11 protein-coding genes and 1 pseudogene are annotated in these 12,534 nt (G+C 37.5%); 6 read left to right on the forward strand and 6 right to left on the reverse strand.

Going from position 1 to position 12,534, the window contains the following annotated elements:
• Nucleotides 1-24: 24 nt before the first annotated feature.
• Nucleotides 25-4,524 carry an EAL domain-containing protein gene (locus LOC50_RS16380; protein WP_250653979.1) on the reverse strand — a complete coding sequence of 1,500 codons (4,500 nt, stop codon included), beginning with the start codon at nucleotides 4,522-4,524 and terminating at the stop codon, nucleotides 25-27.
• A 160-nt stretch (nucleotides 4,525-4,684) separates the two neighbouring features.
• Here LOC50_RS16380 and LOC50_RS16385 point away from each other — a divergent pair, with 160 nt between their 5' ends.
• The 3 genes from LOC50_RS16385 (at nucleotide 4,685) to LOC50_RS16395 (ending at nucleotide 7,345) form a co-directional block, all read left to right on the forward strand.
• Nucleotides 4,685-5,239 (forward strand): isochorismatase family protein, encoded by a 555-nt coding sequence (locus LOC50_RS16385; protein ID WP_250653980.1) that lies wholly within the window; start codon nucleotides 4,685-4,687, stop codon nucleotides 5,237-5,239.
• 131 nt (nucleotides 5,240-5,370) lie between these two features.
• Nucleotides 5,371-6,837, forward strand: a complete 1,467-nt coding sequence (locus tag LOC50_RS16390; protein WP_138626964.1) for a methyl-accepting chemotaxis protein — start codon at nucleotides 5,371-5,373, stop codon at nucleotides 6,835-6,837.
• On the forward strand, nucleotides 6,821-7,345 hold the full coding sequence (locus LOC50_RS16395) for a DUF6436 domain-containing protein (RefSeq protein ID WP_013463088.1): 525 nt from the start codon (nucleotides 6,821-6,823) through the stop codon (nucleotides 7,343-7,345). The genes LOC50_RS16390 and LOC50_RS16395 overlap by 17 nt, the downstream gene beginning before the upstream one ends.
• Before the next feature lie 106 nt (nucleotides 7,346-7,451).
• Here LOC50_RS16395 and LOC50_RS16400 read toward each other — a convergent pair whose 3' ends face one another.
• The gene (locus LOC50_RS16400; RefSeq protein WP_069440178.1) at nucleotides 7,452-8,009 is read right to left on the reverse strand and encodes a TMEM165/GDT1 family protein; all 558 of its coding nucleotides are present in this window, start codon (nucleotides 8,007-8,009) and stop codon (nucleotides 7,452-7,454) included.
• Nucleotides 8,010-8,373: 364 nt separating this feature from the next.
• Here LOC50_RS16400 and LOC50_RS16405 point away from each other — a divergent pair, with 364 nt between their 5' ends.
• A complete protein-coding gene (locus LOC50_RS16405; protein ID WP_013463090.1) occupies nucleotides 8,374-8,685 on the forward strand; it encodes a hypothetical protein in 312 nt (103 codons plus the stop codon).
• Nucleotides 8,686-8,787: 102 nt separating this feature from the next.
• Here the strand turns inward: LOC50_RS16405 and LOC50_RS16410 are convergent, their stop codons facing one another.
• From LOC50_RS16410 to LOC50_RS16425, 4 genes are all read right to left on the reverse strand, one after another.
• Nucleotides 8,788-8,940 (reverse strand): hypothetical protein, encoded by a 153-nt coding sequence (locus LOC50_RS16410; RefSeq protein WP_250653981.1) that lies wholly within the window; start codon nucleotides 8,938-8,940, stop codon nucleotides 8,788-8,790.
• A 20-nt stretch (nucleotides 8,941-8,960) separates the two neighbouring features.
• Nucleotides 8,961-9,104 (reverse strand): hypothetical protein, encoded by a 144-nt coding sequence (locus LOC50_RS16415; protein ID WP_250653982.1) that lies wholly within the window; start codon nucleotides 9,102-9,104, stop codon nucleotides 8,961-8,963.
• A 72-nt stretch (nucleotides 9,105-9,176) separates the two neighbouring features.
• Complete coding sequence (locus LOC50_RS16420) at nucleotides 9,177-9,491, reverse strand: methyl-accepting chemotaxis protein (RefSeq protein ID WP_250653983.1); 315 nt, start codon at nucleotides 9,489-9,491, stop codon at nucleotides 9,177-9,179.
• On the reverse strand, nucleotides 9,492-10,316 hold the full coding sequence (locus LOC50_RS16425) for an MCP four helix bundle domain-containing protein (RefSeq protein ID WP_250653984.1): 825 nt from the start codon (nucleotides 10,314-10,316) through the stop codon (nucleotides 9,492-9,494).
• Between the two features lie 419 nt (nucleotides 10,317-10,735).
• Between LOC50_RS16425 and LOC50_RS16430 the strand changes: the two genes are divergently transcribed.
• Both LOC50_RS16430 and arsB read left to right on the forward strand, forming a co-directional pair.
• The gene (locus tag LOC50_RS16430) at nucleotides 10,736-11,497 is read left to right on the forward strand and encodes a metalloregulator ArsR/SmtB family transcription factor (RefSeq protein ID WP_250653985.1); all 762 of its coding nucleotides are present in this window, start codon (nucleotides 10,736-10,738) and stop codon (nucleotides 11,495-11,497) included.
• 11 nt (nucleotides 11,498-11,508) lie between these two features.
• Nucleotides 11,509-12,529: pseudogene (gene arsB / locus LOC50_RS16435) on the forward strand (ACR3 family arsenite efflux transporter).
• The last annotated feature ends 5 nt before the right edge of the window (nucleotides 12,530-12,534 follow it).

The following is a 12,534-nucleotide window of genomic DNA, read 5'->3' on the forward strand; positions in this document are numbered from 1 at the left end:
GACTTAACTAAGTCGCTTTTAGTTTCATATCAAATCAATAATTTTTTCGAAGCACTCCGGGCTCATTAAATCGTTAGCACTCATAGGACGAGCGAAGTAGTATCCCTGTAGCTTATGACAACCTATATTTTTTAAAAACTCTAGCTGCTCCCGCGTCTCTACCCCTTCTGCAATACAATATAACTCTAAGTTTTCAGCGAGTGAGTAAATCGTTTTAATAATAGATTCATCCCCTTTATCAATACCAATACTATTAACAAAGCTTTGATCTATTTTTATCACATTAATTGGAAATTGACTCAAATAAGTTAACGATGAATAGCCAGTGCCAAAATCATCAAGAAACAGTTTGAACCCAGCAGCCTGTAAGCTTTTTAGTTGCTTAGCCGCTTTGTATTTATCTTCTAATAGCGTGTTTTCTGTAATTTCTAAACGAAGTTGTTGTGGTTTTATCTGTGCTTTTTCTAGTATGGAGCTGAGCTGCTGCGTTATGTTGGCCTTTAAAATATGTTTTGGAGACAAATTTAACGATATGTAAAACAACGGGTTAATGTTCAAAAGTGGAGCAAGCTCAGTAATTGCACGCTGTAATGCTTGCTCAGTTAACATATCAATTATGCCAGTCTCTTCAGCAATAGGTATAAATAAAGCGGGAGAAACCGGTTTGCCTTGGTTTTCCCAGCGCATGAGTAATTCAACCCCACTTATTGTTTTATCTAGTGTATTAACAATAGGTTGATAGTGATTAAAAAACAGATTATCCCTAGCAGCATCTTTTAAGTCGTTTTCAAGAATAAGCTTTTGTTTAATTTGCTCATTCATTTTTTCATTAAAAAATTGAAATCCATTTCTGCCTGCTTGTTTAGCATGCATCATGGCAATATCTGCGTTACGTATGAGGGCATCGGTCGATGTTGCATCGTATGGGTACAATGCAATACCAATACTGGCTGATATATTAATAGCGAAGTCTTCAATAATAACCTTGTTAGCCAGCTCTTTGCTTATTTCGTTGAGGGTGTGTTGTAAAGAGGCCATTGAGGTAACGTTTTCAACTAACACTAAAAATTCATCACCACTTTGGCGGCCAAGTGTAGCGTCATCACCTAAGTATTGGCTCACTCGCTCGGTAATATTGCACAATAGTTTGTCACCCACTGCATGGCCAAAAGAGTCATTGACGGGTTTAAATTTATCTAAATCTATAAATATAACAGCGCATTGCGAATCGTCTTTAGCGGCGCTTGTAATGGCATTTTCGATTTTTTGATTCATTAAACTACGATTAGGTAAGCCCGTTAACGCATCGTAATTAGCAAGATAGCGTAACTCATTTTCAGCGCGTTTCTGCTCTGTTAAATCGGTAATAACAATAACATAATAACTGACTTTATCTTTTTTATTAGCAACGGCTGTGGCACTTAAATGAATAGGGTGTTTTTCAGCTTTTGTGGTCTTTACATAAGCATTTGTTTGCCAGTTTTCTTTTGGTTTAAGTGCTTTTAAAATTGTTGCAAACTCTCTACACTTAGCTTGACCAATGGCATTAATAAATAATTTTGAGGTAATAATCCCCTCTCTGCCTTCATCAGAAAACACATCCATAAAGCTGTTATTGGCTGAAAATGGCACAAGGTCTTCATCTAAAATTAGTAAAAAGTCATTTATTTGACTAAATGCTTCGCCTAATATTTTGGCTTGTTGTTCGTTTGCCAGCTGCTCGGTAATATTAGTAAAAATACCCGACACATAAAGAGGCTCTTTAGTGTCTTCATTATGAATAGTTTGCCCCAAATCATGAAACCATAACCAGTGCCCATCCTTGTGCCGTAAACGATAAGTAGCTTGCCAGTGTTTTTGCTTTGTTTGGTTTGTAAAAGTATTCCATTTACTTTGTAGCCTGCGACGCTCATCAGGATGCATAATATTAAAAAAACTACTTATATCGATGCGTTCAGGTAAGTTCTCGTAGCCAAGCTCTGCGCATCTATCTGTATTTACGGAGTTATCTGCAAAGCTATAGTTCCATACACCGCTTTTATTACTTTTTAGTGCCAGCTCAGTTTGTGTTTTAGAGTGCACAGCGGCGCGGTGAGCTTGTTCAATTGCAATTTTACGGCTTCGGTATTGCCAGAAAAATAAAAACAAAATAACAACAATAGCAATAAAATATAAAGTATATGCAATAGGAGACTGCCAAGGGGCGTAAGCTACACTAAATTTTAACTGAATGGGGTCACTTGTGATCACTCCATTTCGCTGTTGAGTAGACACAGACAAAATATAATCACCAGGTTGTAATTTAGTAAAAAACACCTGGTTAGATTTTAAATCGTTGTAGCTCAAAGATGAAAGGCCTGTAAGCTCAACTTTGTAGTAGGTTTTATTAATATTTTTATAGTCAAAATTTGAAAACCGAACCGTTAAGCCCATATCGTCGTGCTTAAGCATTAATGGATCAGTGCTGTATTTTGAAGGGGAGTAATTAAGGGCTTGTGAAAACAAACTAATATTAGTAATTGCTAAGTTATTATTGATTTTTCGCTGTTCATTATCAAACTGTTCTGGGTCAAACATTAGCACGCCGCTACGGTTACCAAACGCTAACTCGTTGTTGTGTAACCTTAATGCTGCTAGTGCTGTAAAGTGATTGTTATTTAAGCCATCTTTTATTGTGTACGTGGTGATGTTAAGCGTATCTAAATTAAGTTGATAAAGACCGTTATCAGTACTTATCCATAAAAAGTCTTTATTATCTGCAATAAGTTTAAAAATAGAGTTAGTATTTAATGAGTTGTGTTTATCAAATACATGCACTTGCTGATATGTTTTAGCGTTTACTGCAATTAAGCCTTCTTGGGTGGTGGCTAACCACAGCAGCTCTCGCTGAGCATCGTAATAATAATTCTCTACTGTATGGTAAAGATTGTTTTTTGCTGTTTTAGATTTAAAAATAGTAATTAAAGTCGCTGTTTCTTCGTTGTATCGATAAAGCGTGTCAGAGGTACTTAACAGTAATTCGCCAGGGAAAGCCTCAGAGGGGGTATGAAACGTATATGCAAGCATGGGCGATACCTGATCTTTTAGTCCATTAATAACTCGGTTTTCGCCTGTGTTACCATTAAATATATAAAAGTTATCATTGTTTATATAAGCAAAAGTATCGGGTGCAACTTGTGCAATGCCGAACGTATAGTTGGTATTTAACTTGTACTGAGTAATGTATTTGTTTTTTTCAAATGTTGTTGTTTCTTTATTAAAGAGATCGAGCCCGGAAAAAGTTGCTAGCCATAGGTAGTTATCGCCTTTGCCATATGCAGGGAAAATATCACCTATAGCCGATAGGCCATAAACCGCTTTGCTATCTTTAGATTGTAGATATAAGTCACTCTTTTGGGTTTCTAAGTTATACTGAACAAGCCCATCGTCAGTGCCTATCCACAGTAATTTATTATTATCTTGGTAAATAGTGTTTACAATATTATTTTCAGGTAAGGTTATTTTTTTAAACTTTTTTGTTTGTGCTGCCCAAGTAAATATTCCATGTGTTCTAGAGCCTAACCAAAGTAAGCCTGACTCATCAAACATAATATCGTTTATCGTGTTCTCTGTTACGTTGTAGTTACTATCTTTGAAGTTTAAAATAGGGCTAATGCTTGTGTTTTTTCTATCGAATTCAAATAACCCACTTTCTGTGGCAATAAACTCACCATACGGTGTGTTTATATAATCCCAAATATTATAGTCACTTATCAAAGTTGTTAATGCTGAAGGGTTTATATTTTTAATTTCATCAAAAGCAATCCGATACATTCCTTCAACCGTACCAATTAGCAAACCGAGCTCATCATCTATGGATAAAAATTTAACATTGTTGCTATCGTTTGTAACTTCTTGAATGTCGTTAAGTGTTATTTGTTGTAGGTCGTTATTGGCAAAGTTATAAACATATAGCCCCTGATCGGCACCAATATACAATGTGTTTTGGTATAATGATAATGCTCTAATAAACATATTTTCATCGGGCAAAGATGAGATGAGTGTTAGATCTTTTGATGTTTTACCATATCGGTAGATGTGCGAATCAATAGAAAAATAAAAATGCGCCGGTTGTTCAGCAACAGCCTGAACAGGAAAGAACTTTTCTTGATTTTGGTTTAAGTGCCCTGAATATATTAGCTCTGCTTGCAAGGTATTAGGGTTAATCAAATAACTTCCTGCAAGTTGAGTATTAACCAGAATTTGGCCGTCAATTGCTTTATAAATACTATTAATGTAGTTATTTTTTAAACCCAATTCGCTCTCGTAAGGCGTGACTTGGTATCCGTCGAATCGGTATAAACCTTCAGTTGTAGCAATCCATACATAGCCGATGTCATCTTGGAGTGATTTCACTATAAAGCTTTGCGACAATTGTTCGTTGTTAGTGATACGTTGTAATTGTTCTGAATAAGTTTGTGAAGCAAAGCTATGCTGCGAGCAAACAAATAAAAACATATAAACAATAAAGAAAAACTTACTCAAAAGCACTTACCCTTACAACGAACAAGGTTGGTATTAAATATTGGCGTAATATAACTTGAGTTTAATTCAAAAATTACAAAAAAGCATTAAATGTAAACTGTTTGTTATGTTTTTGTTGGTGTGTTACAAGGTTAATTTGATTATAACGTAAGGACATAGTATGAATTACGCAGGAAATATTAAAGCAGAGCACAGTTTACTTTTAGTTATCGACTTACAAAGTAAGTTAGCACCAGCGATTGCTTCGTTTAACGACACGCTAGATTGTGCTCTGCAGTTAGCAAAAGCAAGTGCTATTCATCAAATTCCTTCAATAATTACAGAACATTATAAAAAAGGACTAGGTGAAAGTGATGAGAAAATAAAATCTGCGTTACCTAATGCACACTATTTTGAAAAAATTAACTTTAGTGCCTGTGTGCAAGAGGGGTTTTTAGATACTCTTGCGCAGTTAAAGCGCCCGCACATAGTTGTTATTGGCACTGAAGCGCACGTTTGTGTGTTACAAACATGCTTAGATTTATTGCAGCAGGGTTATGCGGTCACTGTGGCAGCTGATGCAGTAGCATCAAGAAACACAGAGCACAAAGCTATTGCACTAGAACAGCTTCGTCAAGCCGGTGCTATAGTGTCTTGCGTAGAGACCATCATATTTCAATGGACAACAAAAGGAGGGACGTCTACCTTTAAACAAATACTACCAATTGTTAAGTAGCGCATTAAAAACGGTTTTAAATCAAATAATTTGTACTTTTGTTTGATTTAAAATAATAAACAGCGAGCTGTTTTGAGTTCAGGTAACGGCTGAACGTGTTTAATTTAGAACACAATTAATTTAAGGTTTTTATGTCTAGTGTAAGTCGGTTATTTACAATTATTTTTAGTCTTTTGTTTATTGAGTCTATAGGTATTGGTCTTTATTTTGGCACCCTAACAGAAGCATTTCTTGTCGGCTTACCGTTATGTTTGCTCCCCATTTGGCTTTTAAAAACCCAACCTGATAGCAAAATGACCCCGCATGTTGTTGCGGCTGCAATTATGATGTTTTCATTTTTACATATTCAACAAGCCTATGGCCTTATTGAAGTGCATTTCGAAATATTCATTTTCTTAGCCATGCTAATAATGTTCATACAGTGGCGAGTGTTTATTACCGCTATTGTGTTTGTAGCTATACACCATTTATCTTTTTACTACCTGCAAACACAAAATACTGGTTTTTACGTATTTGATCCAGACCGACTCGCTTTTTCAACTGTGCTTATTCACGCAGCGTATGCCATTGTGGAAGCGCTTGTGGCCGGTTTTATTGCTAAAACACTGCAGCTTGAACGCCGTGCGGGTTTATCGTTAAGCTATGCCACAGAGCAAATAATGCAAGATCCAAATCAAGTTAAGCTTTCTATGCGAGCAGATGACACAACAAGCAAAGCGGTAGTTGGTTTTAATACTTTACTTGGGTACTTATCAGATGTGATTAAGCAAGTTCAAGTACAGTCTGACTCTTTAAAAAATAACTCTAAAGAACTTATTCATGTTCATGATGAGTTAGCCAATAGCGCGCAGCAACGAAACGCGCAAACAGATGATATTGCTAATTCAGGCTCACAAGTTGCGCATGGTTTTAAGTTAGTTGAACAAGAAAGCGATACTTTAAAACAACAAGTTAATAGTATTACTGAATCAGCCAATGTTGCGCTGGAAGAAGTATCACAAACCGACAGAAAAAGCACCGAGCTACTCACCTTGTTAACAAATACTGAAGAGCAGTTGAGCCATTTAGTGGCCGCTGGCGATGTTATTACTAGCTTACTCAATGAGATTTCAGGCATAGCCGACCAAACTAATTTATTAGCCCTTAATGCTGCAATAGAGGCCGCACGAGCGGGGGAGCATGGCAGAGGGTTTGCTGTTGTTGCCGATGAAGTACGCTCGCTTGCAAATAGCAGCCAAGCAACAACAACCAAAATAGCGTCTACGCTTACTGATCTGGTAAATAATAGTCGCACGTCAACTCAATCTATGAATCAATGTGTAGAATTTGTGGTTGATTTAACAAAAATAAGCGCAACGATGAAAGAAAAAATTTCGTCAATGAGTGATCAAATTCAAGCGGTATCTGCCAGTACTAACTCAGTCGCTCAAGTGGTTGCCGAGCAGGCTGGAAATACAGAGCAAATAGCAATGAGTACAGATCAAATGCGCCAAAATCAGTATCAAGAGACTAAAATAGTTGAGCAGTTAACGGCTAAAGTACAGCTGATAGACGTAAGTATTGATGTATTAGAGCAAAGTATTGCAAAATTTAAGTAAGTCTCGTTATTTCACCATTAGCTTAATTTGTATATGGCTTGCTTTTGTTGTGTCGGCACTTGTTTACTTTCAGCTAGGGCAGCTAAAGCCCTTTGATGAGGGTAATATGCTTAAACAACAAAACTGGTTTTCGCAATTTAAAAACCAAGTACTGTGGCAAAACAAAGACAGTGCTCAACTTGTGATTATTACGCAAGAAAATTGCGGCTGTACAATTCAAGCACAGCCTCATTTATCAGCCCTGCAACGCTTTGCTACAAACCAAGGCGTTGAAGTGCAAAATTTTGTATTAAATAATGAGTTAAAGTCAGTGATTCCTGCCACACCTGCCGCCGTTTTAATTGATAAAAATGGTGAGTTTGTTTATGCAGGGCCTTTATCTGAAGGGCTGGCATGCTCTCAAGGTAGTGGCTTTGTGGAAACCGTTATTAGTAATTTACAGGCCGGATTTAACTCATCATTATTAATAGCGGATACAAAAGGCTGCTATTGTGTAAATAACGCCTAAATCATATACCCTTATATAAAAAGCGCTTACAACTAACTTGTATAAAAGTAGGTAAGCGCTTTTTATTGTTTAACGATTAAAGAGTGATTTAAACGTTATTTAATCATTATATAGCCACTAAACCATAAATACCCAACAGTACAAAAACACTGGCTGCTATCGCTCTTACGGTATTTAATGGAATTCTTTTTAGTAACGCCTTACCGGCATAAATAACAGGGACATTGGCAATTAACATGCCTACTGTAGTACCCACCGTAACCCAAAGTACTGATTGATATTGTGCACCGAGCAACACGGTTGCAATTTGTGTTTTGTCCCCAATTTCAGCAATAAAAAATAAGATTAAGGCCACTAAAAATGCACCATAGCGGTCGTATTTATGGCTCACTTCTTCATCTTTATCTGGAATAAGTAGCCACAGCCCTACCACAATAAAGCTTATATTGACTATCCAAGGTAAGTATTCGACGGCAAAGTTCCCGCTTAGCCAATCACCAAACCATGCAGATAAACCATGATTAATAATAGTAGCAGCGAGAATGCCTAAAATAAGTGCAATTTTATTATGAAAGCGAGCAGCTAATAGTAAAGATAAAAGCTGGGTTTTATCGCCTATTTCAGCAAGGGCAACAGTGACGGTAGAGGTTAAAAAAATATCCATTAATATAATCTTCAGGCGGGAATACTAAACCAAGGCAAACAGCTATCTCCCGCCATGAGGATAGTGTCTACCTAGGTCTCGCCGATAACGCTTGCTACAACATTACAAACTTACCATGCATATGAGATGCAATTATGTTGATAAGTTTACTCATTACTGAGCGGGCTACTCCCCTAAGAGGGAAGCGATTATTCCACAAAGTTTAAAGCAGGTAAATATATTCGGGTAACTTTTAAATTTAAAAGGTGGCTTTGTGGCGTTAGTGCACAAATAAACTTGCTTTTGGCTATCAAGTTAGCTGTAATAATAAACAGAAGGAAGTTGAACAATTTGAAATTATATGAACGTGTAAAGGAATTTAAATATGCAATCAACAGTCGTTAAATCAACAATGGCAACTATTCAAAATGGAGTTATGAAAGCGGACGGAAAGTTTTGGATTACGCAAACCGACTTAAATTTTGAACCTTTTAATGAAAAATTAGGGTTAGAACCATATACAATTGCCCGTGATACAATTTTAAAAGTGGTTGAATGTAAAGGCAAAGGCGCAGGCCTTGTTCCAATAACAGCTGATGCGATAGAGGTTTTCACGCAAGATGGCAGCTCGTATCAGTTTATACTCTCAAACCCCAGTGATTGGATAAATATATTGTCAAATCAAACTAGTGCTTAAAGTAACAAGCATGCCATCATTTACTCATTGTAAATGATTGAATGATGGCAAATGATGTTTTCATTTAGGTATCAGCTGCAATATGCGGCAAAATGAAAGTACCTAAACTTTAAATACATTAACTTGTCCTTGTAGCATTGCCGCAAGCTGTGCGAGTTCCTGCGATGCCTGTGCATTTTGCTGTGAGTTTTCGCTAACCGACGTGATACTCGCGCTAAACTCATTAATATTACTGCTTAGCTCATTTGCGACCATTTTTTGCTCCTGTGTGCGGTTTATATTTGAGTATTCATATCTGCAATTTCAGTAACTTCACGGTTAATTTCGCTGAGCACCTGCGAAGAATAATTAGCATGGTCAACACTCTCTTTAGCGCTGCTTTCAGCGTTACCTATGGCATTAACAGCTTGTTGGGCCATGCCTTGTCGTTTAGTGATTATTTCATTAATGCTAGCGGTTGCCTTTTGAGTATTGTGAGCAAGTTGCCTTACTTAATCGGCTACAACGGCAAAACCACGACCAGAATCGCCAGCTCTTGCTGCTTCAATAGCTGCATTTAAAGCTAACAAGTTAGTTTGCTCAGCAACGCTTTGAATCATCATAACAACTTGGTTTATATCATTGGTTTGTGTATTTAGATCTGTAATGAGCTGCGTATTAGTATTAACCAAAGTTGAAAGCGTATTTATTGACTCGATATTATCAGCAACAGCTTGTTGCCCTTGACCTGCCTTAATGTCGGCACTTGTTGCCTTGTCTGAGGTTGTTTGCGCGTTTTGAGCAACTTGTTCTATTGCACTGCTCATTTAAGTAATTGCAGTTGCAATCATAGCCGATTGTTGCTCTTGCTGCGTTGCTGAACTGGCAACCTGAATACTAATAGAGTTCATTTCTTCAGCTGCAGAGTCAAGTGTCAGTGTTGCGCCTGCCATATCTTTTACTAAACCTTGGATCCGAAGTAGCATATCATTAAAGTTAGATGCGGTATCTGCAATCTCACCCTTACCTTGAACCTCAGCACTAGCTGTTAAATCAGCATTGGTCGCAATGTGCGTTATGGTATCGCGTAAGGACATTAATGGGTTTTGTATCGAAGAATAAATAAAGTAAGCAACAATCAGTAACAGTAAAATCAATATCGCGATTATCACACTCATTATCAATTTTATAAATTGATAATTCTCATCAGCTTTAACTTTAAAATTACTTGCTTCTTTAAGTTGTAAATCAATTAAAGCTTGGTAGCTGGCACTCAGCGGATCAAATAATTGGTAAAGCTCATAAACAAATTGCTTTTGTGGGATTAAAAAAAACTCACCACTATTAATACTTACAATTAAATTTTTCAAGTGCGTAAGCACAGGCTGTAGTTTACTTTCAACATTATCTACTAAGCGCTTTTCTTCAGCTGTTAGCTGTGTGCTCAGGTAGGCTTTCCATTCATTATCAGCCGTATTTCTAGCATCATTAATATTCGCTAAAAGCGCTGATTTGGTAATAGACTCAGCACGATACTTGTGAAGTAAGTCAACAATATTTACAGCGTAATCATCAGACACATGTTTAATTTGCTTAAGTGGTACGACACGATCGTCGTATAAACTATCAATCCCTGCTACTAACCTTCCCATTGTTTGCAAGACGCCAAGCAAGTTATGTTTTGATTGAAGTTCCGCTTAGCGCTGTGAGTTAAACCATTCTATGCAACACACAGCCTAAATCGCTGCGCAGGTGTTTCGTATTCTAGTATTTTTCGCGAACTCTCATTGCCAAGGTGATTATGGATCGCATGGCTTCGCTACTTATCTGACCTACGTCAAAAGGTAGGTTGGTTAAGCCGAAGGCGCCACCCAACAGAGTTTCTAAGCATCAATTTAATAATGAAAAACTTACTCAAAGAAGGCTTTCATTAAACTTTAATGAAAAAATGATTGAGCACAGACTGACAGTATCGTTCAAACAATATTCCTATTAATTTCTTTTTTAATGATTACTATCGCACTTACTGTATAATTAATTTATTATATAACTAATTTGTTATGGATGGGTTATGAAAGTTCTATTTTTATGCACTGAAAACTCGGCTAGATCTATCATGGCCGAGGCGTTGTTAAAACATCATGGTAAAGGTGAGTACGAGGTTTACAGTGCTGGTACTGAGCCAAATAATGTGGACAGCCGAACGCTGTCAGCTATTGAACACTTTGGGTTGCGTACCGATGGTTTACGCTCAAAACACCTTGATGAAGTTAGCAATATCCATTTTGATTTTGTTATTACCCTGTGTGATAAAGCGGCAAAAGAGTGCGATAGCCGAGTTAATGGCACTAATTGCCTTGCATGGGATTTTCCTGAGCCTCGCTCCCGCAAAGAAGCCAATCCGTTTGAAAAAACACTACAAGAGCTAAATGAACGGCTCAAAATGTTTTTGCTAACAAAAGAAAAGCAAAAACTAGCGCCAATCACACCAACTACTTTTTACAAAGCGCTAGCTGATGATATTCGTTTGAAAAGTCTATTAATTATGGCTGTTGAGGGTGAAGCTTGTGTTTGTGAGCTAATGACTGCTCTGAGTGAAGAGAGCCAACCTAAAGTTTCTCGTCACTTAGCACAACTCAGAAAAACGGGCATTTTATCCGATAGAAAACACCAGCAATGGGTTTTTTATTCGATAAATCCAACACTACCAGAGTGGATGAAGCAAACTATTACATCAACGGTAGTGAATGATCCCATTTTCATTGAACAAGAGCTAGCCAGATTAAATGCGATGGGTGATCGTCCCACGCGTGTAGCAAGCTGCTGTAACTAGGGAGTATTATTATGGGAATTTTTGAACGCTATTTATCTGTTTGGGTCGCTATATCAATTGCTGCAGGTGTCTCATTGGGGGTTATTTACCCGCCGTTTTTTGAAGCAATCGCAGAGCTCGAAGTGGCGCATGTTAATATCGTCGTTGCCATCTTCATTTGGGTAATGATCTACCCAATGATGGTACAAATAGATTTCTCAACAATTAAAGAGGTGGGTAAAAATCCACAAGGACTGGTGTTAACTTTAGTGATTAACTGGCTTATCAAACCATTTTCTATGGCTGCATTGGGTTGGCTTTTCTTCGAAGGATTGTTTGCCGACTTTGTTTCGCCAGAAACCGCGCAAGAATACATCGCAGGAATGATTTTACTTGGCGTAGCGCCATGTACAGCAATGGTATTTGTCTGGTCCCAACTTACTAAAGGTGACGCAAACTACACCTTGGTTCAGGTATCGGTTAACGACATTATCATGATTTTTGCTTTCGCCCCACTTGCAGGATTACTGCTGGGGGTATCGGATATTCATGTGCCGTGGGGAACTTTGTTTACCTCTGTTGTGTTGTACGTATTACTGCCTTTAATTGCAGGGATATTGACCAGAAAGCACCTAAATGCCTCAGGTCGTGATGAAACAACTATCACAACCTTGTTAGAAAAGTTAAAACCATTTTCTGTCATTGGTTTACTAGCCACAGTTATGCTGTTGTTCGGCTTTCAAGCTAACACTATTTTAGAGCAACCACTCAATATTTTTGCTAATCGCGATTCCGCTGGTTATTCAAACTTATGGCATTTTCATCATTGCCTATTTTATTGCGCTAAAAATCAAGCTTAAACATAACATTGCAGCTCCATCGTGCTTAATTGGTACATCAAATTTCTTTGAGTTAGCTGTAGCTGTAGCTATTTCTCTTTTTGGCCTCCATTCCGGTGCAGCACTGACTACAGTCGTTGGTGTACTTGTAGAGGTGCCTGTGATGCTATCTCTTGTTGCCATAGTTAACAGAACAAAACATTGGTTTAACTAATAATT

The organism is Pseudoalteromonas sp. SCSIO 43095 (assembly GCF_023650455.1).
Taxonomy (GTDB): Bacteria; Pseudomonadota; Gammaproteobacteria; order Enterobacterales; family Alteromonadaceae; genus Pseudoalteromonas; species Pseudoalteromonas tetraodonis.